Source organism: Promicromonospora kroppenstedtii (assembly GCF_044389675.1).
GTDB classification, from domain to species: domain Bacteria; phylum Actinomycetota; class Actinomycetes; order Actinomycetales; family Cellulomonadaceae; genus Promicromonospora; species Promicromonospora kroppenstedtii.
Window position 1 is genome coordinate 370,036 of the sequence record NZ_JBIRYI010000001.1, and the last position, 26,336, is coordinate 396,371.

A 26,336-nucleotide genomic window follows, 5' to 3' on the forward strand; every position below is an offset into this window, starting at 1 on the left:
GGGGGGACACGCGAAGGGCCCGCACCGAGACGGTGCGGGCCCTTCACGTGAGGAGCCGGGGTCGGGCGGGGCCGACCTGCGGCGTCAGCTGATCCGGAGGTAGACCGGGCTGTCCTGCCAGATCTTGGACTCCCGGACGGTCTGGCCGGGAACCGGGGCCTCGATCTGCATGCCGTTGCCGGCGTAGATCGCGACGTGGCCCGGAGACCAGATGATGTCGCCCGGCTGTGCGTCGGCGGCCGAGACCTCGGTGCCGGCGTAGCGCTGCTCGGCCGAGGAGTGCGGCAGGGTGATGCCGATCTGGGCGTAGACGTAGGACGTGAAGCCCGAGCAGTCGAACCCGGCGGGCGTCGAACCGGCCCAGACGTAGGGGACGCCGATGTACTGCCTGGCGATGTCGACGATCTTGGACCCGGAGGAGGCGGCCGGCGCTGCGGCCTTCTTCTCGGTCTTCTCGGCGGCGGGGGCCGCCGTCGTCTCGGCCTTGGCGGGCTCCGCCTCGACGACGGGCTCCGGCTCGGGCTCGGGCTCCGGCTCGGGGGCCGGCGTCACCTTGATGGTGCCGGTCTCCAGCGTGAACTCGCTGTCGGAGGCGACCTTGACGGCCGGGGCGGTGTCCACCTTGGCTGTTGTCAGCGCGGCGGTGGCCACGTCCGCGGTGGTCGACTCCTGGGCGGCGTCGCGCACCGCGTCCTTGACGGCCTTGAGCTCGGCGGTGGTGGCCTGGGGCTCGTCCGCCGGTGCGGCGTGGGCCGGGGCGGCGAGCAGCGAGACGAGGAGTCCCGATCCGGCTGCGACGACCGCGCCACGGCGGGCGGTCGCGGAGATTCCGCGCGCTGCGGCACGCGAGAACGGGGTCAGCGGGGTGATGGGCGGGTGGGCAGCACGATGGCGCCCGGGCGTGCGTGTACTCACAGCATTTCTCCCGGCGCCTACGAGGTGAGCTGTCGGATTCGGATCGGAGAATGACCCGGCCGCGTCGTGCTGGTTGCGGCTTCACCCCAAGGGCACCTCGCGGTGCCCACGTACTTGGTTCCCCCGTCCCTGTCATCTGTTCAGAGCAGATCTCGCGGTGGTGACAGGGCTCGGCGTCCACCTCGAGTGCCCACGGAATTCCCCGCGAGCCGGACCGACGGTAACGAACCTCGGCCCGAAAGTCACGATCGCGTTACGGACGACTCGGACAGGCGATGGATCTATTGACCGTAATGTCCGACCTGCGCTAAACGGTGGGCGCCGCCCGGAGTCCGGGCGGCGCCCACCGGGCCGAAGGTCCCGACTAGGACATCCGTCCAGGTCGCACATTGTGGTTGCGGGCGAAGAGATTGCTCGGGTCGTACTGCTCCTTGACCCGCGCGAGCCGCTCGTAGGTCGACTTCGGGTAGACGGCTGTGACGTCGGTCTCATCGGCCGTCGTGAGGAAGTTCGCGTACGCACCGCTGAGGTGCGGAGCGAGCCGGCCCCACAGTCCGTCGAGCACCGGCCGGGCGGCCTCGATCACCGGCGCCGGGCCTCCGGTGAACGTCGTGACCATGAGCTCCGCCTCCCGGTGGGCGTAGGCGGTGGCGTCGCTGGGCACCCGGGCCGTGGCGCCCCCGAGGCTCCGGATCGAGATCGACGGCGCCCCTGCCGACGTGCCGACCTCGGCCAGGATCCGCAGGGTCTCCCGGACCGACTCGTGGTCCACGAGGCCGTCGTGCGCGATCACGTGGATGCCGGGCGGCGGCGTGCCGCCCTCCACCAGGACGTCCGCGTAGTCCATCAGCGCGACGTCGTCCGCGACGACCGTCCCCAGCCGGCGGATCGGGTCGAGCGCCGCCGCGGCGGCGTCGGGGTCGTCGCCGTCGAACGCCACGTGCACCTCCACCGGGGCCTCCGGCCCGCCCGCCTGCGGGTTGGCGAGGTTGGCGATGGACGTGACCTCCTCCGGGGCCGTGCGCAGGTAGTCCGCCCAGCCCTGGAGCACCGTGGCGGCCTCCCTCGCGGGGAACGACACCTTGCCGAAGAAGACACGCGTGGTCCGGTGCGCCGCGAACTCGAACGACGTCACGACGCCGAAGTTGCCACCGCCGCCCCGGATCGCCCAGAACAGGTCCGGGTGTTCGTCGGCGCTCGCGGTCACGACCGCGCCGTCCGCGGTCACCACCTGGGCGGCCACCAGGTTGTCGAGGGCCAGGCCGTGCTTGCGGACCTTCCAGCCGATACCGCCGCTCAGCGTGAGCCCGCCGACGCCGACGCTCTTGGTGTCGCCCGACGAGATCGCCAGGCCGTGCGGCGCCAGAGCCTCCGCGACGTCGCCCCAGTGGGCGCCGCCACCGATCCGCACGAGGTGCCGCTCGGTGTCGACGACCTCCACGGTCGCGAGCGGACTCAGGTCGACGACGATGCCGCCGTCGTTGGTGCTGAAGCCGGGGAAGCTGTGGCCGCCGCCGCGGACCGAGAGCGCGAGCCCGGAGCCGGCCGCGAAGCGGACGGCCGCCTGCACGTCGGCCACGGACTTGGGGCGCAGGACGTAGGCCGGACTGCCGACCACGAGCCGCGAGCGGGCCACCGACTCGTAGTCGGCCGCGCCCGGCTCGATGATGTCGCCGCCGAAGTCACGGCGGAGGGTGTCGAGTGCTGAGGTCATGACGTTTCCTTCCAGGCGGGGGTGCCGAACGAAGGATTGACTCGACGGGGGCGGAAGTTGTGACCGGGGGGCCGTGTGGCCTGGCTCACGCCGTTCCGGGGCGGACGGCGGACGGCGGCCACCCCCGGGCACGCCGGCGCGCGCCGTGGTGTGCTGAGCGGGGCTGTCTGTCTCCTCACATCATGACGATGCATGTAGTCGCCCGGGGCAACCATGGGATAGGACTGAAGGAGACGGCAGGTGCCGTCCGGACCAGAGCGAGGAGAGCACGATGACGAGGGACCGGTTCCAGGGCAAGGTAGCGATCGTCACGGGAGGCGGCAGCGGCATCGGCGCGGAGATCTCCCGCGAGCTCGCCGCCGAGGGGGCCTCCGTGGTCGTGACCGACATCAAGCTGGAGTCCGCGCAGTCCGTGGTGGACCAGATCGTCGCGGCCGGCGGCACGGCGGCGGCGTTCGCGCAGAACACGGCGAAGGCCGAGGACTCGAAGGCCGCGGTGGACTTCGCCGTCGGCCGGTACGGCGCGCTCCACCTCGCCGTGAACAACGCGGGCATCGGCGCGCCGCCCGCCAAGATCGGCGAGTACGACGTCGCCGCCTGGGACCGCGTGCGCGCGGTCGACCTCGACGGCGTCTTCTACGGCCTGCGCTTCCAGCTGCCCGCCATGGTCGAGGCCGGCGGCGGCGCGATCGTCAACATGGCTTCCGTGCTCGGCTCGGTCGGCATCGCGGAGAACGCCGCGTACGTGGCGAGCAAGCACGCGCTGGTGGGCCTGACGAAGGTGGCCGCACTGGAGTACACCGAGCAGGGTGTGCGCACCAACGCCGTGGGCCCCGGCTTCATCGACACCCCGCTCGTGCGGGCCTCGCTCAGCCCGGAAGCGCTGGCCGCGCTGGAGAACGAGCACGCCACCAAGCGGCTCGGCACGGACAAGGAGGTCGCAGCGCTCACGCTGTTCCTGCTGAGCGACGAGGCGTCCTTCATCTCGGGCAGCTACCACCTGGTCGACGGCGGCTACTCGGCGCACTGATGGCCCCGGGGCTCAGACCCCGTCGGCGGGAGCCGGTACCGGAGCGTCCTCCGGTGCCGGCTCTTTCGCGTCCTTGTCCTTCGTCGTGCCCTTAGCGGACCGGTCCGTCCTGTCGCCGTTCTCGTCCTTGAACACGTTGTCGAGCGTCACGACGAACGTGGTGAAGAGGGTCACCAGGATCGCGATGACCCACAGCACCCACTGCAGGAACGGCAGGGGGATCAGCGACCCGAGCCACCAGAAGACCCAGGCGATGCCACCGCCGACCACCACGATCATGATCGCGCCGATCACCTTGCCCGCGTCCAGCCTGCGGCGCGGCCGCTGCTTGGCGGTGGTGCGGCCGCCGACCGCGCGGCGGGCGGCGCGGACCGCGAGCTCGTTGATCGAGTCCTCCAGGGCGTCCCTGCCCTCGCCCGCCGGCATGTCCCGGTGGATGGTCACGAGCCGGTGCAGCTTGCGGTCCGTGCCGGGCACCACGCCCAGGAACGCCGCGAACGCCGACACCACGGCACCGAGCGCGGGCAGCCCCACCGACAGGATCGACACCATCTCCGAGGTGATCACGGCGCAGAGCCTATCCACGTGGGGGTGAGTTTCGCCCCAGAAGTCGCAAGGCGCCCCCAGCAGCCTCCGCCAAAGGTCGTAGACGGAGTGCCTGCCTGCGGGCGATGTGCTCGACCGTGCGGCCGGACAGGCTGGTCACGTCCGGAAAAACACCCCCGGACCAGCCCGAACACCTGCCGAGCGCGAGGAGCGCGACGATGTTCTCGACCCACGACCACACACCCACCGAGCGGCCCGACGGCGCCCCACCGCGCCGCGCCCGCCGCGCCCTCGCGGCCCTCGGCGTGCTGACGGCGCTCGTCCTCGCCGGCGCGCCCGCCGCCGCCACAGCCGCCACCGCCGCTGAACCGCCGACGCCCGCCCCGCCGGTCAGCGCCCCGGCCGGCGAGCACGACCTGGTGGCGTCCGACGTCGACGCCTGGCTCGACGGCCTGCTGCCGGCCGCGCTGGAGAGCGCCGGCATCGCGGGCGGCGTCGTCACGGTGGTGCACGACGGCGAGATCCTCACGACGCGCGGCTACGGCCACGCCGACACGGGCACCACGGGCGGCGACGCGGTGCCCGTCGACGCCGAGACGACCCTGTTCCGCCCCGGCTCCGTCTCCAAGCTGTTCACCGCGACCGCGGTGCTGCAGCTCGTCGAGAGCGGCGACCTCGACCTCGACACCGACGTGGCGGAGTACCTCGACTTCGACGTGCCGCGCCGGTTCGACGAACCGATCACGCTGCGCACCCTGCTCACCCACACCGCCGGCTTCGAGGAGCGGGTCGGGGGACTCATCGGGTTCGGCGACCAGCCGGTCGTGCTCCGTGACGCGCTGGCGCAGGACCCGCCCGAGCAGGTCTACGAGCCCGGCACCGTCCCCGCCTACTCCAACTACGGCAACGCCCTGGCCGGGTACGTCGTGGAGCGGGTGAGCGGCGTCCCGTTCGAGGAGTACGTCGAGCGCAACATCTTCGAGCCCGCCGGGATGACGTCGTCCACGTTCGTGCAGCCCCTGCCCGGCGACCTGACCGACCGGATGTCGCAGGGCTACACCTCGTCCGACGTCGCCCCCGGGCAGTTCGAGATCGTCGGCACCCCGCCGGCCGGCTCGCTCACGGCGTCCGCGCCCGACATGGCGCGCTTCATGCTGGCCCAGCTCGGTGAGCCGGGCGCTGGGCCGCTCCTGGAGCCCGCGACGCTCGACCAGATGCACTCGCCCGCGCTCGACGAGAGCACGCTCGGCGACCTCGCCGCGGCGCCCCGCATGACGCTCGGGTTCTTCGACGAGAGCCGCAACGGCCACCGCATCATCGGCCACGGCGGCGACACCCAGTTCTTCCACTCCCACCTGCAGCTCTACCCCGAGGAGCGCACGGGCATCTTCATCTCGCTGAACAGCTCGGGCACCGGCGGCTACGCCACCGTGCCCCTGCGGGAGGCCGTGCTCCAGGGTTTCACCGACCGCTACTTCCCGGCCGACGACGCCGCGGTCACCCCCGCCCCCGGAACGACCGTCGACCAGGACACCGCCCGCGAGCACGCCGCCCTCGCCGAGGGCTCCTACGTCTCCTCGCGCGGCGTGCGGAGCAACTTCCTCGCAGCCCTCGACGTGCTCAGCCCGACCCAGCTCACCGCACGGGCCGACGGCCGGCTGCTCATCACGCCCGGCCCGGGCGCCGTCACGCCCGCCCTGTACGAGGAGGTCGAGCCCTGGGTGTGGCGCGAGGTCGACGGCCAGCGCACCCTCGCCATGCGCGTGGCCGACGGCCAGGTCGAGGCCATCGTCTACGAGGGGGCCTTCACCCTGCTGCCCGGCGCGCCGGAGCGCGCCCCGGGCGTGGTGCTCCCCGTGCTCGGCGTCTCCGCGCTGATCCTGCTCGTGGCCGCCGTCGCCTGGCCGGTCGGCGCGATCCGGCGACGCGTCCGCCACGAGTCCCTGCCGCAGGGCACCGGGCGCGTCACCCGCATCCTGACCAAGATCGCGGCGATCGCCACCGTGCTCGCCCTCGTCGGGTGGGCGATCACCGTGCAGACCGTCATGAGCCTGCAGGAAGTCCCCGAGGCGTCCCTGCGCCAGCTCCAGGTGGTCCAGGCACTCGGTGCGCTCGGCATCATCCCCGCCGTGCTCCAGGTTGTGGGCGCCGTCCGGCACCGGCACGGCTGGCGCCGCGTGCTCGGCACCGTGCTCGTGGTGCTCGCGCTGGCCGCGGCGGCCTGGTACGCCGTCGACCTCCGCCTGCTCGCGCCGTCGGTATCGTACTGAGCCATGCCCACGACAGGCAGGGTGCCCGCCACGGACGGCCCCACGACGCTCGACGACATGATCGCCCCGGCTCGTCCCCGCCGGCTCGACGCGCTGCTGAACCGGCTCGGGCTGACCGGTCCGGTCGCCCGCGACGCCCTCCTGGCGGCGGTGATCCTGGTCGTGACGGGCACCCTGCTGCTCGGGCTGTTCGAGTTCGTGCTGGGCGTGGAGGGCCTCACGGTCGGACCGGTGCAGGGGGTGGTGCTGATCGCCGCCGCGTGCGCCCAGGCTGTACCGCTCGTCCTGCGCCGGGTCCGACCCGTCCTGTGCCTCGCCCTCGTGGTGGCCTGCCAGGTGGTCATCACCGCCGTCTCGCCCGAGGACCTGTCCGTCGGCGGCGTCCCGCAGATGATCGCGGGCTACACGGTCGGCACCCTGCTGCCGGTCCGGCGGGCGCTCGCGGTGACGGCCGCGGCCGCCCCGGTCGCGGCGCTCGCCGCCGCGGCCACCGCCCTGGTCACCGGGAACGACCTGCTGATGCCGGTGCTCAACCACCTGGTCTCGGGTCTGCTCACCTACATGGTCAGCGCCCTGGTCGGCACCACGGTGGCCACCCGCCGCAACTACACCGAGCTGGTCCGGCTGCGGGCCGCCGAGGTGGTGCGCACGCAGGAGGCCACCACCCAGGCGGCGATCTTCGCCGAGCGGTCACGCATGGCCCGCGAGCTGCACGACGTCGCCGCGCACCACCTCTCGGGGCTGGTCGTGCAGGCGGCGGCCGTCGAGCGGCAGATCGACAGCGACCCGGAGGCCGCGAAGAAGGGCACCGCCTGGATCCGCGCGCAGGGCAAGGAGACGCTCGACAGCCTGCGGCTCATCGTCGGCGTGCTCCGGGAGCGCCCGGGCTCCGGCGGGCCGGGCGAGGACGCCCACGACGCGCCGCCGCCCGGGCTCGGCGCCCTCGACGACCTGGTCCGGACGGCGCGCGCCCTGGGCGACACCGTCGACCTGGTCCGGACGGGCCGGCCGCGGCCGCTGGCCCCCATCGCCGACGCGGCGTTCTACCGCGTGGCCCAGGAGGCGCTGTCCAACGCGCGCCAGCACGCGCCTGGCGCCCCGGTCGGCATCGCCGTGCGCTTCGAGGAGCGGGAGGTGGCGCTGGAGGTCACCAACGAGCAGGCGGCGGGGCGCGGGACCGCGCGCGGCTCGGAGCGGCGGGGCATGGGGCTGATCGGCATGGGGGAGCGCGCGCACCTGGTGGGCGCCACGCTCAGTACCGGCGCCACGCCGTCGGGCGGCTGGCGGGTGCGCCTGGCGCTCCCGCTGCACCATGAGGTCACGACCACGGCGCCGGCGGCCTCGGCCGCGGCGCCCGGAGACAGGGGACAGGAATGATCAGGGTCATGCTGGTGGACGACCAGGCGGTGGTCCGGGCCGGCTTCCGGTTCCTGCTGGAGCAGGCCGAGGACATCGAGGTGGTCGCCGAGGCAGGCGACGGCCCGACGGCGGTCGAGCTCGCGCGGCGGCACCACCCCGACGTCGTCTGCATGGACGTGCGCATGCCCGGCGGCGACGGGCTCGCCGCGACACGGGAGATCGTGCGCCGTCCGGCCGAGGGAGAGCCGACGCCGCCGGCCGTGCTCGTGGTGACCACGTTCGACCTGGACGAGTACGTGTTCGGCGCGCTGGAGGCGGGCGCGAGCGGCTTCATCCTCAAGGACTGCGAGCCCGAGGACCTGATCGACGCCGTCCGCCGCCTCGCCGACGGGCACGGCCTCATCGACCAGGCGGTGACCCACCGGGTCATCACCGAGTTCGCGCGGCGCACGGCGCCGCCCCGGTCGGCCGCCGACGAGGCCGCCGCCGCGGCCCAGCTCACGGCCCGCGAGGCCGAGATCGTGCGGCAGCTCGCCCGCGGGCTGTCCAACGCCGAGATCGCGCAGGAGCTGGTCGTCGAGACGAGCACGGTGAAGTCGCACCTCGGCCGCGCCATGGCCAAGGTCGGCACGCGCGACCGGCTCCAGACGGTGGTCTGGGCCTACCAGAACGGCCTGGTCCCGGGCTGATAGTGGGCCGGGGGATCCGGGTGGTCGGCAGAATGTCAGATGGTCGGCAGCCCGAGCTACCGATCACCTGACATTCTGCCGACCGCCCGGATTCTCGACCCGGCCCCGGCAACAGCCCCGGCGTACGGCGCCGGGTCGAAGGTGCCGAAGCGCTCGCGGAACTCCGTGGCCCGGCCCGGCCACAGGAGGGTCAGCCGGCCCGAGCGCTCGTCCACGTACCAGCTCCGGCAGCCGCCGCGCAGCCACACCGTCTCCGCCGCGCGCCGGTCGACCTCCTCGGTGTAGGCGGCCTCGGCTTCGGCCGAGACCTCCAGCGGCCCGCCCGTCGCGTCCAGGTGGTCGAGCGCGCCCAGCACGTAGCCGATCTGCGTCTCGATCACCTCCAGTGCCGAGTGGTGGCCGAGCCCCGCGTTGGGGCCGTCCAGCACGAACAGGTTCGGGAACCCGTGCACCACGGTGGAGGCGTGGCTCGTCATGCCGCTCGACCAGTGCTCGTCGAGCGTGCGCCCGTCGCGGCCCGTGACCAGGTGCGCGAACGGCGGCCGCGTGGTCTCGAACCCCGTGGCCAGCACCAGCACGTCCACCTCGTACCGCGCGTCCGACGCCGCGACCACCGTCGAGCCCTCGACCGCGGCCGGCGCGCTCGGCTCCAGCGTCACGTGCGGCTGTCGGAGGGCCGGGTACCAGTCGTCGCTGAACAGCGCGCGCTTGCAGCCCACCGCGTAGTCGGGTGTGACCAGCGCGCGCAGCGCCGGGTCGGGCACCTGTGCGCGCAGGTGTTCCTCGGCCCGGGAGCGCAGCTCGGCCTCCGCACGCGTCCCCGCCATCCGGGCGTCGAACAGCCGCTCGGCCTCCTCGGCCAGCGTCGCACGGTCCGGCGGCTCCTCACCGGGCGCGTACGCGCGGTCGCCGCGGGGCAGCACCCACGGTGGCGTGCGCTGCAGCACGACGACGGACGCGGCCTCCCGCGCCACCTCCGGCACGAGCTGGACGGCGCTCGCCCCGGTGCCGACCACGGCGACGCGCAGCCCGGCCAGGGAGGAACGGTCCCACCGGGCCGAGTGGAACACCCGGCCCGGGAACGTGCCGAGCCCCGGGATCTCGGGCACGCGCGGCTCGCTGAGCCGGCCGACGGCGGTGGCCAGCACCCGTGCGGTAAGCGGTCCGCGCGACGTCGTCAGGCGCCACGCGGAGGCGTCGTCGTCCCAGCGGGCCGACGTGAGGTCGGTGCCGAGGCGCAGGTGCGGCGCGAGGCCCTCGGACCGCGCGACGTCGCGCACGTACCGGTGGATCTCCGCGCCCGGCGCGAACACCCGCGACCACCGCGGCTGCGGCAGGAAGGAATAGGAGTACAGGGCGCTGGGGATGTCGCACGCGACGCCCGGGTAGACGTTGTCGCGCCAGGTGCCGCCCACGTCGTCGGCCCGCTCCAGGACGGTGAAGCCGGTGCGCCCCGCGCGCCGCAGGCGCACGCCGAGCCCCACCCCGGCCAGCCCCGCGCCGACGACGGCGACGTCGAGCGCCGCCGTCACCCCACCTGCTCGTACGTGGTGGTGCGCTGGCGCACCGGGCGGCCGAGCTCGGCGGCCAGCCGGGTCACGTCCGCGACCGTGAGCTCGCGGCCCTGCTCGGGGCCGGCGTCCGGGTCGAGGACGCCGTCGAGCAGCACGCCGCCCAGGTCGTCGGCGCCGCCCGCGAGCACCCGCTGCGCCCCGCGCATGCCGAGCTTGGTCCACGCCGCCTGCACGTGGTCGATCCGGCCGGCCAGCAGGAGCCGTGCCACCGCGTGCAGGGCGCGGCTCTCGCGCAGGGTCGCCGTGCGCGCGCCGGGCACCGGCACCGGCGACTCCGACGGGAGCCACGGCATGGGGATCAGCTCGGTGAACCCGCCGGTCGCGTCCTGGACCCGGGCCAGGGCGCGCAGGTGTCGCACCTGGTCACGGGCCGACTCGACGTGGCCGTACACGATCGTCGCCGTCGAGCGCAGGCCCGCGGTGTGCGCCGCGGTGACGAGCTCGGTCCAGCGTTCCGCCGGGATGTCGGTGCCGCCCGTGAGCAGGCCCCGGATCTGGTCGTCGAGAATCCGTGCGCCCGTGCCGGGCACCGTGTCGACGCCGGCCTCGCGCAGCCGCTCCAGCCAGTCGGCCAGGGGCAGGCCCGCGCGCGCGGCGCCGTCGGCGAGCTCGGCGGGCCGGAACGCGTGCAGGTGCAGGCCGGGCCCACCCCGCTTCACGGCGCGGGCGAGGTCGAGGTAGGCGTCGGCACCCTGCCCGGCGGGCGGCAGCCCCTGCGCGCACACCTCCGTGGCGCCCAGCGCGACCGCCTCGGCGGCCAGCTCGGCGACCCGTTCGGGCGGCAGGCCCAGCGACGCGTCGATGTTCCGGTTCACGGCGTACGTCACCGCGTCGCCGACCCGCTCGCGGCGCACCTCGTCGGCCAGCGCGGCGAGGTCCTCGAGGTCCGCGCCGTCCGCCCCGAGCAGCTCGACCCAGGCGGCGTCGTCCGCGCCGCCAGGGTCGGCCTGGACGTCGCCCAGCAACCGGGCGAGCCGCCGCCCGCCGGTGGTCGAGAGAGACGAGGGGAACTCGCCCAGCAGGGCGTCGTGCCGGGCCAGGCCGTAGTCGTCGGCGAGGTCAAGGACCCGGTCGCGCAGCCGGTCGTCCAGCCACTCCGCCCCGGCGCGCGCCTCGCGCAGGTAGTGCGGGTGCGCGGTCAGCCGCTCGCGCAGCGTGTACCCGCCCTCGGCGGTGAGCCGGGCCAGGTCCTCGATGTGCGGCCAGGGTCGCTCGGGGTTCACGTGGTCGGGGGTGAGCGGGCTGACACCGCCCCAGTCGTCGATGCCGGCCCGTACCAGGAGCTGCAGCTCGCCGGTGTCGGTCAGGTTCGGCGGGGCCTGCACGCGCATCCCCGGGCCGAGCAGCACCCGCGTGACGGCGACGGCGGCCGCGTACTCCTGCGTCTCCAGGTCGGCGGCGCCCATCATCGCGGTGGCCGACTTGGCGCGGAAGTTCTGCACGATCACCTCCTGCACGTGACCGTGCCGGGCGTGCGCGTCGCGCAGCGCGAGGACCGAGTCCACGCGCTCGGCGTAGTTCTCGCCGATGCCCAGCAGCACGCCGGTGGTGAAGGGGATGCGGGAGCGGCCGGCGTCGTCGATCACGCGCAGCCGCAGGGCCGGGTCCTTGTCGGGGGAGCCGAAGTGCGCCTCGCCCTTCTCGGTCCACAGCCGCTCGGAGGTGGTCTCCAGCATCATGCCCATCGACGGGCCCACCGGCTTGAGCCGCTGCAGCTCCGCCCACGACATGACGCCCGGGTTGAGGTGGGGGAGCAGCCCCGTCTCGTCGAGGATCAGCTGCGCCATGTGGCCCACGTAGTCGAGCGTCGAGGCGTAGCCGTGGTCGTCGAGCCACTGCCGGGCCACGGGCCAGCGGTTCTCCGGCCGGTCGCCGAGGGTGAGCAGCGCCTCCTTGCAGCCCAGGGCGGCGCCCTGCCGGGCCACCTCCAGCACCTCCTCGGCTGACATGTACGGCGAGATGCCGGCCTTGGCGAGCTTGCCCGGCGTCTGCACGAAGATGCAGTAGTGGCAGCGGTCCTGGCACAGGTGCGTCAGCGGCACGAACACCTTGCGGGAGTACGTGATGACGCCGGGCCGCCCGGCCTCGCGCAGGCCCTGGTCGCGCACGGCGCCGGCCACCGCCAGGAGCCGGTCCAGGTCGGCGCCGCGGGCGTGCAGCAGCAGCTCGGCGTCGTCCCTGCCCGGTGCGCCGCCGTCGTGCTCCTCCAGCCGGTCGAGGGCCGCGGCCAGGACCGTGGGGTCCGGGGCCTGCGGCCGGTCGGCGGGTCGCGCGGGCGCGCGCAGGGTCAGGGGAACAGTCATGGGCCCACCTCGGGTGCGACAACCGGATCGTGATGGTCCGGAGGGGACGGCCCGACACTATGTCATCACGGAGTCACCCGAGCTCGGCGAGCGTGCCCTCCTCGGCGGTCACCAGGGAGCTGATCGTCGCGAAGAACGCGGCGATGCCCGGCAGGTTGGCGCCCTTCTGGCGGGACGCCGCGAAGTCCTCCGACGAGGCCCACTCCACGATGTCGAGCCACTCGTCATCCGGCAGCTGCACGAGGCGCGCCCCGAGGAAGCCGGTGCGGTCGGCCTCGAAGTCGGCGATCATCGCCGGCCGCGACGCCAGCATCGCGTCGATCCTCTCGGGCAGCACCCGGAACCGGGTCAGCTCCACGGACGTGCTCATGGTCTCTCCTGGGGTGAGCGAGTCATGCGGTCGGGGCTCACCGTAGGCCAAAGAACGCCATCCGTGACCCTCCCGCCCCGTAGACGCGGTGTGGGAATCCCGGATATCACCCGCTCGGTCACCTTGCTAGCGTCCGTGGGACTGCTCCGGACCGATCAGAGGTGGTCACATCATGGTTCTCCGCCGCGTACCGATCATCGTCGCCGTCGCCACGGCCGCGTTGCTGTCCACAGGGGCGGCCGTCGCGCCCACCCTCTCGACCACGACGATCGCCACGCACGAGGCGCCCGCGGCCGTGCCGGACGACGCCCAGGCCGCCGCCCCGCAGGCCGTCTCCCCGCAGGCCGTCACCCCCGTGGAGGCGAACGGGCAGCTCAGCGTCTGCGGCGTCCGCCTGTGCAACGAGCAGGGCAAGCAGGTTCAGCTGCGCGGCATGAGCACGCACGGCACCCAGTGGTACTCGCAGTGCGTGGACGACACGTCGCTCGACACCCTCGCGTACGACTGGAACGCCGACGTCATGCGGATCTCGACGTACGTGCAGGAGGACGGCTACGAGACCGACCCGGCGCGGTTCACCGCCCTGGTCAACCAGTACATCGACATGCTCAGCGAGCGCGGCCTGTACGCCATCGTCGACTGGCACATGCTCGACCCGGGCGATCCCAACTTCAACCTCGAGCGCGCCAAGACGTTCTTCACGGCCGTCGCTGAGCGGAACAACGGCAGGAACAACATCATCTACGAGGTCGCGAACGAGCCCAACGGGGTGTCGTGGCAGACCATCAAGAGCTACCACGAGCAGATCGTCCCGGTGGTCCGGGCGAAGGACCCGGACGCCGTCATCCTGCTCGGCACGCGCGCCTGGTCCTCGCTGGGCGTGTCCGACGGGGCGAGCGAGTCCGAGGTCGTGAACAACCCGGTCAACGCCTCCAACGTCATGTACACGTTCCACTTCTACGCCGCGTCGCACGGCCAGGAGTACCTGGACGCGCTGTCCCGCGCCGCGGACCGCATCCCGATGTTCATCACGGAGTTCGGCACCCAGGACTACGCCGGCGAGGGCGCCAACGACTTCGCCATGGCGCAGCGCTACCTCGACCTCGCGGCGCAGAAGAAGATCAGCTGGACCAACTGGAACTTCTCCGACGACCACCGCTCGGGCGCGGTCTTCACCGAGGGCACCTGCGGCAGCGGCTCGTACGGCACCGACCGGCTCAAGGAGGCCGGCGGCTGGATCCGCGACCAGATCCGCACGCCGGACGACTTCTAGGGGGCGTCAGCCGCCCTTCGTGGTGGTGGTGCCTTCGTGGCGCCGCCGCCAGGTAAAGCACCCTCAGCGAGTAGGTGCCTGGTGGCCTGAATAACGTTCGGCTCAGCATCGTCTGATTCGGCTCTGCTGCACTCTTCGGCTGAGCCGGATCAGACGTGCCTGAGGTGAACGATCTTCAGGTCACCCGGCACCCTCTCCCCGCGCATGACGAACCTCCTGGACCTGCGCGAAGATTGTCCGGTGCGCATCATCCAGCTCCCCGCCCGGGAGATCTCGCGGTTCGGCAGCGACGGCGTCGACATGGACTTCCTGCCGCAGGTGCTCGACGCCGAGCGCACCACCGTGCACGTCGCAAGGATCGTCACCGGCGGCGTGCTGGGCGAGCACCCGGCCACGTCGCTCCAGGTCTTCGCGGTCCTGGCCGGCGAGGGTGTCGTCACGTCCCAGGGCACGGACGGCGACGCCGACGAGCGCTGGGATATCGAGCCGGGTCAGGCCGCGGTCTGGGAGCCCGGCGAGATCCACCGGACGACGGCGACCACGGACCTGCTCGCGGTGATCGTCGAGACCTCGTCGGACACCCTGGCGTTCCGCGAGCACAAGCTCCTCTCGGGCCCGCCCCTGGACTGAGCGGCCGTTCTCACCCCCAGGCCGAGGCATCGTGAGGGGTACGGAGCACTACGCTCCCTCCATGGTTCTCACCGTGTCCGTCATCGGCGCCGGACCCGCAGGCCTCTCCGCCGCAGCCACCCTCCAGGCCAGGGGCGCCGACGTCACCGTGCTCGAGAAGTCGCAGCACGTCGCCAACGCCTGGCGCCACCACTACGACCGCCTCCACCTGCACACCACACGCGGGCTCTCCAGGCTGCCCGGCCTCGCGATCCCGCGGAAGTACGGCCGCTGGGTCGCCCGCGACGACGTCGTCCGCTACCTCGAGACGTACGCCGCCCACCACGGCCTGCGCGTGGAGCGCGGCGTCGAGGTCACCCGGCTCGACCGGTCCGCGCCCGACGTCGACGCCGTCCGCCGCTGGACGCTCACCACCACCGACGGCACCCGCACCGCGGACGTCGTCGTCGTCGCGACCGGCTACAACCACACCCCGCACCTGCCGGACTGGCCGGGCCAGGACGCGTTCCCCGGCGAGGTCACGCACGCGAGCCGTTACCGCAACCCGGCCCCGTACGCGGGCAGGCACGTGCTGGTCGCGGGCGTGGGCAACACGGGCGCCGAGATCGCGCAGGACCTCGCCGAGAACGGCGCCGCGAGCGTCCACCTCGCCGTCCGCACGCCGCCGCACATCGTGCCCCGCAACCAGGGTCCGTGGGCCGCGCAGTACACCGGCGTGCTGGTGCGCCACCTGCCGGACGCCCTCGTCGACGCCGTCGGCGTGGCCGTCCGCAAGGCCAGCGTCCCCGACCTGACCGACCTCGGGCTGCCGATCCCGGACGTGGGGATCGCGACCCGCGTCGCCCAGGGCTCCGTGCCCCTGCAGGACATCGGCATCGTCGCCGCCGTCCAGGCCGGCACCGTGCGCGTGGTGCGTGCCATCGACCGGTTCGACGGCGCCGAGGTGGTCCTGGCCGACGGTGCCCGGCTGACCCCTGACATCGTGCTCGCCGCTACCGGATACCGGCGCGCGCTCGAACCCGTCCTCGGCCACCTCGGGGTGCTCGGCGAGCGCGGAAAGCCCCTCGTGACCAACGGCCGCCCGGCCGCGCCCGGCCTCTACTTCACGGGTTTCACCAACCCGATCAGCGGGATGTTCCGCGAGATGGCGGCCGACGCCCGGCGCATCGCGCGGCACGCGACCCGCGCCAGGTAGCCGAACCCGACACGACGTATCGATTCGGTCGAAATGCTTGACACCTCGCCCTGCGACCGGCAGCGTCCGCCGCATGAGCCGCAGAAAGACCCTCGCCACAGCCTCCGCAGCGCTCGTGGCGCTGACCCTCGGCGCCTGCGCGCCGTCCGCGGACAGCCCCGAGCCGGGGGAGGCGGCGGGGGAGGGGTGCGACGGCGACGCCGTCGCCCTGGACGTGTGGTCCTGGCGCACCGAGGACGTCAAGACCTACGAGCAGATCTTCGACGTGTTCGAGCAGGCCAACCCCTGCATCACCGTGAACTTCCAGGCCCACCTCAACACCGAGTACGACCAGATCCTGCGCACCGGCCTGACCGGCTCGGACGGCCCCGACATCGCGCAGGTGCGGTCCTACGGCCTGCTCCAGCCGCTGGTGGAGGGCGGCAACCTGCAGCCCCTGGAGGACGTCGTCTCGGCGCTCGCGGACTTCGACGACGCCACGCTGGACGGCTCGCGGGGCCGGGAGGACGGCGCCGTCTACGGCGTGCCGCTGGCCAGCCAGACCATCCAGGTGTACTACAACACCGCGATCTTCGAGGAGCACGGCCTCGAGGAGCCCGAGACCTGGGACGACTTCATCGCCCTGAACGACACGCTTCTGGACCACGACGTGACGCCGCTCGCCGTCGGCGCGCGCGACGGCTGGTTCGTACCGACGGTGCACGACGCCCTGACCGCCGCCCAGTACGGCGGCGCCGACTTCCAGCAGGCCCTGCGCGACGGCGCGACCGACTTCACCGACCCGGCCTACGTCGACTCGATCCAGACGCTGAAGGACCTGCAGCAGTACATGCCCGACGACGTCACCGGCGTGCCGTACACGGACGCGCAGGTGCTGTTCACCTCGGAGCAGGCCGCGATGTTCGCCGGCGGCTCGTACGAGCTCGCGTTCTTCCAGGACGCCAACCCCGACCTGGACCTCGGCGTCTTCCAGGTGCCCCCGCCACCGGGCTCGGCCCTGGACCACCCGGTCAGCGCCGGGTATGCGGACGGGAGCTGGGGTCTGTCGGCCACGACCGAGCACCCCGAGGAGGCCGAGACGCTGCTGAACTGGCTGGCCACGCCCGAGTTCGGGCAGCTCGTGGCCGACGAGCTCAAGCAGTTCTCGCCGATCCCCGGCGTCGAGTTCTCCGACCCGCTGCAGCAGGAGATGTGGGACCTGTACCAGGAGAACCCCGCCCCGTACCTGCTGCTCGTGGACTACCGCTACGGCGACCCGGTCGGCACCGACCTGATGGGCGAGGCCGGGCAGAAGCTCTTCCTCGGTGACACCGACGCCGCCGGCGCCGCGGCCGTGATCCAGGACGGCCTGTCGGCCTGGTGGACGCCGGGCGAGTGAGCCGCCGTCGTACCGCGGCCCTGCCCACGCCGGTCGCGCTGCTCTTCCTGCTGCCCGCGGCCGTGCTGTTCGCGGTGTTCGTGCTCTACCCGATGGCGACGGCGCTGACCTACTCGCTGTTCTCCTGGCGCGGCACCGCGCAGGACGCGTTCGTGGGGCCGGCCAACTTCGTCGCGCTGTTCACCACCGAGCCGTACGCCACGCAGCTCCCGCGGGCGTTCGGGCACAACGCGCTCCTGTTCGCCGGGGCGATGGTGGTGCAGAACTCGGTGGGCCTGCTGCTGGCCTACGCGCTGCATCACCGCGGCCGCCTGCGCAGGCTGTTCCAGGTGCTGTACACGATGCCGTACCTGGTCTCGCCGCTGGTCGTGGGCTACCTCTGGTCGCTGCTGCTCTCGCCGCTGTTCGGCCCGGTCAACGCCGCGCTGCGCGCCGTCGGGCTCGATGCCGTGGCCCAGCCCTGGCTGGGCGACCCCGACACCGCCCTGTGGGTGGTGGTGCTCGTGACCGCGTGGCAGTGGGTCGGTTTCCCCCTGCTGGTCTACGGCGCCGCCCTCGGCGCGCTCGACCCGGCGATCGAGGAGGCGGCGATGCTCGACGGCGCGAGCTCCCGTCAGCGGTTCTGGCACGTCACGCTGCCGCTGCTGATGCCGGTGATCGGCACGGTGAGCGTGCTGACGTTCATCTTCTCCATGGAGGCGTTCCCGATCCCGTACGCCCTGGGCGGCTCCAGCGGCAGCCCGGCCGGCGCCACGGATGTCATGTCGCTCCTGTTCTACCGGACCGCGTTCCACTCCGGCGCGTCCAACGCGATCGGCATCTCGTCGGCCGTGGCGATCGTGCTGTTCGTCGTGATCGTCGGCATCTCGGTGCTGTTCACGCAGTGGTTCCGCCGCGTCGAGCGGAGGCTGACGTGAGGCGCGCGGCGGTCAGCACCCTGCTGTGGGGCTACGCCGCCGTCGCGCTGCTGCCGCTGCTGATCATGGTGTGGAACTCGTTCCGTACCGACCAGGAGCTGGTGGTGGAGCCGCTCGGCCTGCCGCACAGCCCGTCGCTGGACGCCTACCGGGAGGCGTGGGTCGAGGCGTCGTTCTCGACCTACTTCCTCAACTCGGTGCTGGTCACCACCCTGTCCGTCCTGCTGTCGACGGCGGTGTCGTTGCTGGCGGCCTACGCGCTGGCGCGGTCCCGGTCGCGGCTCATGACGGTGATCGAGCAGGTCTTCGTCTCGGGCCTGATGATGCCCGTGTTCCTCATGATCGTGCCGATCTTCTACCTGCTCGACACCATCGGGCTCGCGTCCACCCGGACTGGGCTGATCCTGGTCTACTCCGCCGTCTCGATCCCGTTCTCGGTGTTCGTCCTGGCCACGTTCCTGCGCCAGCTCCCGGTCGACCTGGAGGACGCCGCCCGGATCGACGGCGCGGGCCCGCTGCGCACCTTCTGGTCGGTGCTGCTGCCGCTGGTGCGGCCTGCCGTCGCGACGGTGGTGGTGTTCCGCTTCGTGCCCATCTGGAACGACTTCTTCTACCCGCTGATCCTCGTGCGCGACCCGGCGCGATACACGCTGCCGGTGGGCCTGACGACCTTCTTCGGCGAGTACCAGACCTCCTGGTCCACCCTGTTCGCGGGCCTCGTGATCGCGACACTGCCGCTCGTGGTGCTGTTCCTGGTCGCGACGCGCCAGATCGTCGCGGGTCTCACCGCCGGGATGGGGCGCTGACGGGCCCACGCCCGCTGTGCCGCAGGCCACCCGCCTGCATTCGGCGCCTGTGGCGTCCAGGCGTACTATTGACGGGTTGCCCGTGCGCCTGTCGTACGCGCTGTCAGTGAGCAGCTGAGCAACAGAGCAGAGCATCCCCGCGCCACCCGGGACGCAGTACGCCGGCGTGCGCGCACCCCCGACATTCTGGAGACCATCGAAGTGAAGAGCGCCGTCGAGACCTTGGAGCCCACCAAGGTCAAGCTGACCGTCGAGGTGGACTACGACGAGCTCAAGCCGAGCATCGATCACGCCTACGAGCACATCGCCGAGCAGGTGAACGTCCCCGGGTTCCGCAAGGGCAAGGTTCCTCCGCGCATCATCGAGCAGCGGGTCGGCTGGGGCGCCGTGATCGAGCACGCCGTGAACGACGGGCTCTCCGGGTTCTACCGTGACGCGCTCGGCGAGACCGACCTGCGCCCGCTCGCCCAGCCCGAGGTCGACGTGACCGAGGTCCCGGCGAAGGCCGGCGAGGGCCAGCTGAAGTTCACCGCCGAGGTCGAGGTCCGCCCCGAGATCGAGCTCCCCGAGCTCTCCGACGTCGAGCTGACCGTCGACTCCACCGAGGTGACCGACGAGGACGTCACCGAGCGGCTGGACGCCCTGCGCGAGCGCTTCGGCACCCTCGTGGGCGTCGACCGTCCCGCCGTCGAGGGCGACTACGTCGTCATCGACCTGAAGGCCGTCATCGGTGACGAGGAGGTCGACTCCGTGTCGGGCGTCTCGTACCAGATCGGTTCGGGCAACATGCTCGAGGGGCTGGACGAGGCCCTGACCGGCCTGTCCGCCGACGAGACCACCACCTTCAAGGCGCCGCTGGCCGGTGGCGACCACGAGGGTCAGGACGCCGACGTCACCGTCACGGCGACCTCCGTCAAGCAGCGCGACCTGCCCGAGGTGGACGACGACTTCGCCCAGCTCGCCTCGGAGTTCGACACGCTGGAGGAGCTCAAGGACGACCTGAAGACCCAGGTCGCCGGCATCAAGACCTCCAACCAGGCCGTCACCGCGCGTGACGCCCTCATGGAGAAGCTGCTGGAGACCGTCGAGGTCCCCGTGCCGTCCGGCGTGGTCGAGGCCGAGGTGCACCGTCACCTCGAGTCCGAGAGCCGCCTCGAGGACGACGCGCACCGCGCCGAGGTCACCGAGGACGCCACCAAGGCCATCAAGAACCAGATCCTCCTCGACACCCTCGCCGAGAAGCTCAAGGTTCAGGTCAGCCAGGGCGAGCTCGTCGAGTACCTGGTGAGCGCCTCGCAGCAGTACGGCATGGAGCCGAGCGAGTTCATCAAGACCCTCGAGCAGGGCGGTCAGATCCCGGCCATGGTCGGCGAGGTCGCGCGTTCCAAGGCCCTCGCGGTCGCGCTGCGCCAGATCGAGGTCAAGGACTCCGACGGCAACGTCGTGGACCTGAGCGAGTTCATCGGCTCGGACGAGGCCGACGAGGCCCAGGCCGCGCTGAGCGACGCCGTGGCGCAGGCCCAGGAGGCCGCTGACGCCGAGGGGCCCGAGGGCACCGAGGCCGAGACGTCGGAGCCCGCCAAGGCCTGACGCACCCCTGGCCCGGACGGGCCGGAGCAGGACGTCGGACGGCGGTCCGCACCCTTCGCGCGAGGGTGCGGACCGCCGTCGGCGTTCGGTCCGACTTCGCCGTGGGCAGCACCGGTGCGCTGTAGGCGAAACGGCCGCCGAATCGGAAGTTCTGGCGGCATGAGGCACGTTAGGGTCGAGCGACACGACGTCTTAGGACGTGGTCCACAGACGAGAGTCAGAACCGAGGAGATGGACGTGAACGATCTGCTGCGGATGGATGCCGGGCCGGTAGCACGGGCGGAGGGTGCTGGATTCGGGCTCAACGACTCCATCTACAACCGGCTGCTCAAGGAGCGCATCATCTGGCTGGGGTCGGAGGTGCGCGACGAGAACGCGAACGCGATCAGCGCGCAGATGATGCTTCTCGCGGCCGAGGACCCCGACAAGGACATCTGGCTGTACATCAACTCGCCCGGCGGCTCCATCACGGCCGGTATGGCGATCTACGACACCATGCAGTTCATCAAGCCGGACGTGGCGACGGTCGCGATGGGCATGGCGGCCTCCATGGGGCAGTTCCTGCTGTCCTCCGGCACGAAGGGCAAGCGGTACATCACGCCTCACGCCCGCGTGCTGATGCACCAGCCGTCCGGCGGCATCGGCGGCACCGCGACCGACGTGCGGATCGGCGCGCAGCTCATCATGCACATGAAGAAGGTGCTCGCCGAGCTGACCGCCGAGCAGACCGGCCAGTCGCTCGAGACGATCATCAAGGACAACGACCGCGACAACTGGTTCACGGCCTCCGAGGCGCTGGAGTACGGCTTCGTCGACCACGTCGTCGAGACCGCCGCGCTGGCCGGCGGCGGCGGCATGCACAGCTGAGCGCCCGGAAACGCATCAAGAGCTTTTTCAAGAGGAGATCACCGTGAGTCCTGAAGCCCAGTTCGTCGCAGCCGCAGAGCGCCTTGCCGGCGCCCGTTCGGGTGCGGGGATGCCTTTTGCCACCGCCGGCGCCATGCCGTCCGCACGCTACGTGCTCCCGCAGTTCGAGGAGCGCACCGCGTACGGTTTCAAGCGCCAGGACCCGTACACCAAGCTGTTCGAGGACCGCATCATCTTCCTGGGCGTCCAGGTCGACGACGCGTCCGCGGACGACGTCATGGCCCAGCTCCTGGTCCTGGAGACCCAGGACCCGGACCGCGACGTGATGATGTACATCAACTCGCCGGGTGGCTCGTTCACGGCCATGACGGCGCTGTACGACACCATGCAGTTCATCAAGCCGCAGATCCAGACGGTGTGCCTGGGTCAGGCGGCGTCGGCCGCCGCGGTCCTGCTGGCCGCGGGCCAGCCGGGCAAGCGTCTCGCGCTGCCGAACTCGCGTGTGCTGATCCACCAGCCCGCGATGGAGGGTGGCGGCTACGCGCAGGCCTCGGACATCGAGATCCACGCGAACGAGCTGATCCGCATGCGTGAGTGGCTCGAGCTGACGCTCGCGACGCACAGCGGCAAGACGCAGGAGCAGGTGCGCGACGACATCGAGCGCGACAAGATCCTCACCGCCGCTCAGGCCAAGGAGTACGGCCTGGTCGACGAGGTGCTCCAGTCGCGCAAGCCCGTCCAGGTCGTGACGAACTGACCCTTGGTCGGGTCGTCAGGGACCGCAGCCTCCCGGCGCCGGGGCCGTGCCACCAATAGCGGTGGACGATCGGCCCCGGCGTCGGGCATTGTGGGACACGCCGCGCAGAATCTGACAAAATTGTCATGATCTGGTGAAAATCGGTCGGGCGACCCGCCGGGCCGCCCGGCTGACAACAGGCCACCGGTGGTGTGGAATGGATCTGAGACCGCTCGACGTCGCGGATCTGCTGGGCCAGCCGGCCCGTGCAGTACTCCGCGAGGGTGCACAAGGCGAGGAGACAGGTAGTGGCGCGAATCGGTGACGGCGCGGAACTGCTGAAGTGCAACTTCTGTGGCAAGTCGCAGAAGCAGGTGAAGAAGCTGATTGCCGGACCCGGCGTCTACATCTGCGACGAGTGCATCGAGCTGTGCAACGAGATCATCGAGGAAGAGCTCGGTGAGGCGGCGGAGCTCGGTCTGACGGAGCTGCCCAAGCCGCGTGAGATCTTCGACTTCCTCGAGCAGTACATCATCGGCCAGGATCCCGCCAAGCGCGCCCTGGCCGTTGCCGTCTACAACCACTACAAGCGCATCCAGGCCGGCGAGGCCGGGCGCTCGATCAACCCGGACGACCAGGACCCGGTCGAGATCGCCAAGTCGAACATCCTGCTGATCGGCCCCACCGGCACGGGCAAGACCTACCTGGCGCAGACGCTCGCGAAGATGCTCAACGTGCCGTTCGCCATCGCCGACGCGACCGCGCTGACCGAGGCCGGCTACGTGGGCGAGGACGTCGAGAACATCCTGCTCAAGCTCATCCAGGCCGCGGACTACGACGTCAAGAAGGCCGAGACGGGCATCATCTACATCGACGAGGTCGACAAGGTGGCCCGCAAGGCCGAGAACCCGTCGATCACGCGCGACGTCTCCGGCGAGGGCGTCCAGCAAGCACTCCTGAAGATCATCGAGGGCACCACCGCGTCGGTGCCGCCGCAGGGCGGGCGCAAACACCCGCACCAGGAGTTCATCCAGATCGACACCACGAACGTGCTGTTCATCGTGGCCGGCGCCTTCGCCGGCCTGGACGACATCGTGGCCGCCCGGTCCCGCAAGCGCGGCATCGGGTTCAGCGCACCCATGGAGTCCATCGCCCGGGACGAGGACCTCTTCGCCGAGGTACGCCCCGAGGACCTGCAGAAGTACGGCCTGATCCCCGAGTTCATCGGCCGCCTGCCCGTCATCGCCTCCGTCTCCTCCCTCGACCGCGATGCGCTGGTCCGGATCCTGACGGAGCCAAAGAACGCGCTGGTCAAGCAGTACAAGCGCATGTTCGAGATCGACGGCGTGGAGCTGGAGTTCGACGAGGAGGCCGTCGAGGCCATCGCCGAGCAGGCCCTGCTCCGTGGCACCGGGGCACGCGGCCTGCGGGCCATCCTCGAAGAGGTGCTCCAGCAGGTCATGTTCGACGTGCCGAGCCGCGACGACGTCGAGCGCGTGGTCATCACCCGCTCCGTGGTGCTCGACAACGTGAACCCGACCGTCGTGCCGCGCAAGAACCCCGTGCGGGGCCGTCAGCCGCGCGAGAAGAGCGCGTAGCTCCCTCGACGCACGAAGAACGGGGCCGGAGCGCTGATCAGCGCTCCGGCCCCGTTCTCGTGCGTCTGGACCTCAGTGGGTGCGGGCCACCGGGGCGCCGGCCACCGGGGCGCCGTACAGGCTGTCGATGACGCCCGCGAAGTCGGTGAGCACCTTGCCGCGCTTCACCTTGATGGACGGCGTGAGGTACCCGTTGGCCTCGGTGAAGTCGAGATCGAGCACCGTGATCTTGCGGATCGACTCGGCCTTGGAGACCGCCTCGTTGGCCTGGGCGACCACCTTGTCGAGCTCGGCCAGCACCCTGGGGTGCACGCGTGCCTCGGCCACGGACAGCTTGGGCAGGCCGTTCGCGGCGCACCAGCCGGGCAGCATCTCGGCGTCGAGCGTGACGAGGGCGCCGATGAACGGGCGCTGGTCACCGACCACCACGACCTGGCTCACGATCGGGTGCGCCCGCATGCGGTCCTCGAGCACCGCCGGGGCGACGTTCTTGCCGCCCGCGGTCACGATGATCTCCTTCTTGCGGCCGGTGATGTGCAGGTGGCCGTGCTCGTCCAGGCGGCCGAGGTCGCCGGTACGGAACCAGCCGTCGACCAGCGCCTCCGCCGTCAGGCCGGGCTGGTTGCGGTAGCCGCGGAAGATGTGCGGCCCGCGCAGCAGCACCTCGCCGTCGTCGGCGATGGCGACGTCCGTGCCGAAGAACGCCGGGCCCACCGAGCCCATGACGATCTTGCCCGGCAGGTTGACCGACGTCGGGGCCGTGGTCTCCGTGAGCCCGTAGCCCTCCAGGATGGTGACGCACGCGCCCCGGAAGAAGTGGCCCAGGCGCTCGCCCAGCGGCGCGCCGCCGGAGACGGCCCAGCTGAGCTGCCCGCCCATGGTCGCCTTGAGCTTGCTGAACACGAGGCGGTCGGCGATCGCGTGCTTCACCTTGAGCGCCCCGCCGGGGCCCGCGGGCACGTCCATGGCCCGCGAGTAGTCCTCGGCGACCCGGACGGACCAGGCGAAGATCTTCGCCTTGAGGCCCGACGACGCCTTCTGCTCCGCGCTGTTGTAGACCTTCTCGAACACGCGCGGCACGGCCAGCAGGTAGGTCGGGCGGAACGAGCCGAGGTCGCCCACCAGGTTCTTGATGTCGGGCGCGTGGCCCAGCACGGCCTGGCCGGCGATGGTCGCCACCTCGACGAACCGCGCGAACACGTGGGCCAGCGGCAGGAACAGCAGGGTGCGCGCGTTCTCGGCCTTGAGCAGCTCCGGGATGCCCTCGGCGGCGTTCAGGGTCAGGTGCGCGAAGTTGCCGTGCGTGAGCTCGACGCCCTTGGGCCGCCCGGTCGAGCCCGAGGTGTAGATGACGGTCGCCAGGTCGTCGCGCCGGACGGCGTCGCGCCGCTCGGCGACGATGCCGGCGGACAGGTTGGTGCCGGCCTTGCGCAGGTCGAGCACGGCGCCGTCGTCGATCAGCAGGATGTCCTCGAGCCCGGGCAGGCTGGGCCGCACCTGCTGGACGGTCGCGGCGTGCGCGGCGGACTCGACCACGATGAGCCGGACGCCGGCGTCGGACAGGATCCACTGCACCTGCTCGGCCGAGGAGGTCTCGTAGACCGGCACGGGGACGGCACCGGCCGCCCAGATGGCGAAGTCGAGCAGCGTCCACTCGTACCGGGTGCGGGACATGATGGCTACCCTGTCGCCGACCTCGATGCCGCGCGCCACCAGGCCACGGGCGACGGCGAGCACCTCGTCCTCGAACTGGCTCGCCGACACCTTGATCCACGGGCCGTCTGGGGTGTCGCGCCGCTCGATGAGCGCCTCGTCTCCGGAGCGGGCCACGCGGTCCGCGAGGATCGTGTTGATGCTGGTGCCCGCCGGCACCTCCACCAATGCCGGCGACGTGGCAAGTGTCATGTGCTGCTCTCCGTTGAAGTCTTGAAGTGGCGAAGGCCCGGTATCGGGTCTTCACCAAGTTGCGTGGCCTGCTCGGCAGACTGTAGCGGATCGCCGTCTCAGGTCGGAACAGGCTTCGCCCGCCACCGCCTTCGCCGGTTAGCCTCTACATGTGTCTGACAACGAACCGACCAGCGCTCCGGTGCCGTCCGAGATCATCCGGCTCCGCGGGAGCATCGACAACATCGACGCCGCGCTGGTCTACCTGCTGGCCGAACGGTTCCGGGTGACGCGGCGGGTCGGCGAGCTCAAGGCGGTCGGCGGGCTGCCGCCGGCGGACCCGGCGCGTGAGCAGGAGCAGATCGCGCGGCTCACGGGCATCGCCGAGGAGTCCGGCCTGGACCCCGAGTTCGCGGAGCAGTTCCGGCAGTTCATCGTCAGCGAGGTGATCCGCCATCACGAGCTGATCGCCGCGCAGCACAAGGGCGACAATTTGCCTGAGGTCGACACCTACGCTTGAAGGTGACCTGTTCCTGACGCGACTTTACTTTTTGCGGGGCAAGAGCAAACGTCGGGTCCGAATATCTCCTGTACAGGTCACAGAAATTTCCCCCACAGGGGTGGCGTGCGGCCTCGATCCGTCGTTTCCTGGAGGGAACGCCGGGGCGAGGTCATGCGGTAGGGCATCATCT

The 26,336-nt window shown here is 71.6% G+C and carries 22 protein-coding genes and 1 riboswitch; of the genes, 15 read left to right on the plus strand and 7 right to left on the minus strand.

Translation table 11 applies throughout. The features are described from left to right. Positions 1 to 84: 84 nt before the first annotated feature. Positions 85 to 915: a C40 family peptidase gene (locus ACH47X_RS01660; RefSeq protein WP_397400790.1), complete on the minus strand. Its 831-nt coding sequence runs from the start codon at positions 913 to 915 to the stop codon at positions 85 to 87. Further along, positions 916 to 1,071: riboswitch (cyclic di-AMP (ydaO/yuaA leader) on the minus strand. 208 nt (positions 1,072 to 1,279) lie between these two features. Further along, positions 1,280 to 2,629, minus strand: a complete 1,350-nt coding sequence (locus ACH47X_RS01665; protein WP_397400792.1) for an FAD-binding oxidoreductase — start codon at positions 2,627 to 2,629, stop codon at positions 1,280 to 1,282. A 271-nt stretch (positions 2,630 to 2,900) separates the two neighbouring features. On the opposite strand from ACH47X_RS01665, the gene ACH47X_RS01670 reads away from it, so the two are divergent. Further along, complete coding sequence (locus tag ACH47X_RS01670) at positions 2,901 to 3,659, plus strand: SDR family NAD(P)-dependent oxidoreductase (RefSeq protein ID WP_397400794.1); 759 nt, start codon at positions 2,901 to 2,903, stop codon at positions 3,657 to 3,659. 12 nt (positions 3,660 to 3,671) lie between these two features. Here the strand turns inward: ACH47X_RS01670 and ACH47X_RS01675 are convergent, their stop codons facing one another. Further along, positions 3,672 to 4,226 (minus strand): hypothetical protein, encoded by a 555-nt coding sequence (locus ACH47X_RS01675; RefSeq protein WP_397400796.1) that lies wholly within the window; start codon positions 4,224 to 4,226, stop codon positions 3,672 to 3,674. A gap of 197 nt (positions 4,227 to 4,423) precedes the next feature. Between ACH47X_RS01675 and ACH47X_RS01680 the strand changes: the two genes are divergently transcribed. Genes ACH47X_RS01680 through ACH47X_RS01690 form a run of 3 tightly spaced genes read left to right on the plus strand, consistent with a single transcriptional unit; the run spans position 4,424 to position 8,523 of the window. Continuing rightward, positions 4,424 to 6,475 (plus strand): serine hydrolase, encoded by a 2,052-nt coding sequence (locus ACH47X_RS01680; protein WP_397400798.1) that lies wholly within the window; start codon positions 4,424 to 4,426, stop codon positions 6,473 to 6,475. Positions 6,476 to 6,478: 3 nt separating this feature from the next. Then, positions 6,479 to 7,852, plus strand: coding sequence for a histidine kinase (locus ACH47X_RS01685; RefSeq protein WP_397400801.1), 1,374 nt, complete (start codon positions 6,479 to 6,481; stop codon positions 7,850 to 7,852). Continuing rightward, positions 7,849 to 8,523 (plus strand): response regulator, encoded by a 675-nt coding sequence (locus ACH47X_RS01690; RefSeq protein WP_397400803.1) that lies wholly within the window; start codon positions 7,849 to 7,851, stop codon positions 8,521 to 8,523. Before ACH47X_RS01685 ends, ACH47X_RS01690 begins: the two co-directional genes overlap by 4 nt. A gap of 56 nt (positions 8,524 to 8,579) precedes the next feature. Here the strand turns inward: ACH47X_RS01690 and ACH47X_RS01695 are convergent, their stop codons facing one another. The 3 genes from ACH47X_RS01695 to ACH47X_RS01705 form a co-directional block, all read right to left on the minus strand. Beyond that, positions 8,580 to 10,055 carry a flavin-containing monooxygenase gene (locus tag ACH47X_RS01695; protein ID WP_397400805.1) on the minus strand — a complete coding sequence of 492 codons (1,476 nt, stop codon included), beginning with the start codon at positions 10,053 to 10,055 and terminating at the stop codon, positions 8,580 to 8,582. Continuing rightward, positions 10,052 to 12,400: a 7,8-didemethyl-8-hydroxy-5-deazariboflavin synthase CofG gene (gene cofG / locus ACH47X_RS01700; RefSeq protein WP_397400807.1), complete on the minus strand. Its 2,349-nt coding sequence runs from the start codon at positions 12,398 to 12,400 to the stop codon at positions 10,052 to 10,054. The genes ACH47X_RS01695 and cofG overlap by 4 nt, the downstream gene beginning before the upstream one ends. A 73-nt stretch (positions 12,401 to 12,473) precedes the next feature. After that, positions 12,474 to 12,770 carry a hypothetical protein gene (locus tag ACH47X_RS01705; RefSeq protein WP_036969257.1) on the minus strand — a complete coding sequence of 99 codons (297 nt, stop codon included), beginning with the start codon at positions 12,768 to 12,770 and terminating at the stop codon, positions 12,474 to 12,476. A 172-nt stretch (positions 12,771 to 12,942) separates the two neighbouring features. Here ACH47X_RS01705 and ACH47X_RS01710 point away from each other — a divergent pair, with 172 nt between their 5' ends. The 10 genes from ACH47X_RS01710 to clpX all read left to right on the plus strand — a co-directional run bounded on the left by ACH47X_RS01710 (position 12,943) and on the right by clpX (position 23,760). After that, positions 12,943 to 14,043 (plus strand): glycoside hydrolase family 5 protein, encoded by a 1,101-nt coding sequence (locus ACH47X_RS01710; RefSeq protein WP_397400810.1) that lies wholly within the window; start codon positions 12,943 to 12,945, stop codon positions 14,041 to 14,043. Positions 14,044 to 14,247: 204 nt separating this feature from the next. Next, positions 14,248 to 14,673, plus strand: coding sequence for a cupin domain-containing protein (locus tag ACH47X_RS01715; protein WP_397400812.1), 426 nt, complete (start codon positions 14,248 to 14,250; stop codon positions 14,671 to 14,673). Between the two features lie 61 nt (positions 14,674 to 14,734). Next, entirely contained in the window at positions 14,735 to 15,868 is a 1,134-nt protein-coding gene (locus ACH47X_RS01720; protein WP_397400814.1) for a flavin-containing monooxygenase, read from the plus strand. A 73-nt stretch (positions 15,869 to 15,941) separates the two neighbouring features. Beyond that, positions 15,942 to 17,246 (plus strand): ABC transporter substrate-binding protein, encoded by a 1,305-nt coding sequence (locus tag ACH47X_RS01725; RefSeq protein WP_397400816.1) that lies wholly within the window; start codon positions 15,942 to 15,944, stop codon positions 17,244 to 17,246. Continuing rightward, positions 17,243 to 18,163 (plus strand): carbohydrate ABC transporter permease, encoded by a 921-nt coding sequence (locus ACH47X_RS01730; protein WP_397400818.1) that lies wholly within the window; start codon positions 17,243 to 17,245, stop codon positions 18,161 to 18,163. Before ACH47X_RS01725 ends, ACH47X_RS01730 begins: the two co-directional genes overlap by 4 nt. Further along, positions 18,160 to 18,969, plus strand: coding sequence for a carbohydrate ABC transporter permease (locus ACH47X_RS01735; RefSeq protein WP_397400820.1), 810 nt, complete (start codon positions 18,160 to 18,162; stop codon positions 18,967 to 18,969). Before ACH47X_RS01730 ends, ACH47X_RS01735 begins: the two co-directional genes overlap by 4 nt. Positions 18,970 to 19,170: 201 nt before the next feature. Then, entirely contained in the window at positions 19,171 to 20,559 is a 1,389-nt protein-coding gene (gene tig, locus ACH47X_RS01740; RefSeq protein ID WP_036969262.1) for a trigger factor, read from the plus strand. A 231-nt stretch (positions 20,560 to 20,790) separates the two neighbouring features. Further along, on the plus strand, positions 20,791 to 21,426 hold the full coding sequence (locus tag ACH47X_RS01745; protein WP_020016952.1) for an ATP-dependent Clp protease proteolytic subunit: 636 nt from the start codon (positions 20,791 to 20,793) through the stop codon (positions 21,424 to 21,426). 43 nt (positions 21,427 to 21,469) lie between these two features. Continuing rightward, positions 21,470 to 22,183, plus strand: a complete 714-nt coding sequence (locus tag ACH47X_RS01750; RefSeq protein ID WP_026365963.1) for an ATP-dependent Clp protease proteolytic subunit — start codon at positions 21,470 to 21,472, stop codon at positions 22,181 to 22,183. 287 nt (positions 22,184 to 22,470) lie between these two features. Next, a complete protein-coding gene (gene clpX, locus ACH47X_RS01755) occupies positions 22,471 to 23,760 on the plus strand; it encodes an ATP-dependent Clp protease ATP-binding subunit ClpX (protein WP_036969263.1) in 1,290 nt (429 codons plus the stop codon). A 72-nt stretch (positions 23,761 to 23,832) separates the two neighbouring features. Here clpX and ACH47X_RS01760 read toward each other — a convergent pair whose 3' ends face one another. After that, complete coding sequence (locus ACH47X_RS01760) at positions 23,833 to 25,665, minus strand: AMP-dependent synthetase/ligase (protein WP_397400824.1); 1,833 nt, start codon at positions 25,663 to 25,665, stop codon at positions 23,833 to 23,835. Between the two features lie 151 nt (positions 25,666 to 25,816). Here ACH47X_RS01760 and ACH47X_RS01765 point away from each other — a divergent pair, with 151 nt between their 5' ends. Beyond that, positions 25,817 to 26,164 (plus strand): chorismate mutase, encoded by a 348-nt coding sequence (locus tag ACH47X_RS01765; RefSeq protein ID WP_121387039.1) that lies wholly within the window; start codon positions 25,817 to 25,819, stop codon positions 26,162 to 26,164. The last annotated feature ends 172 nt before the right edge of the window (positions 26,165 to 26,336 follow it).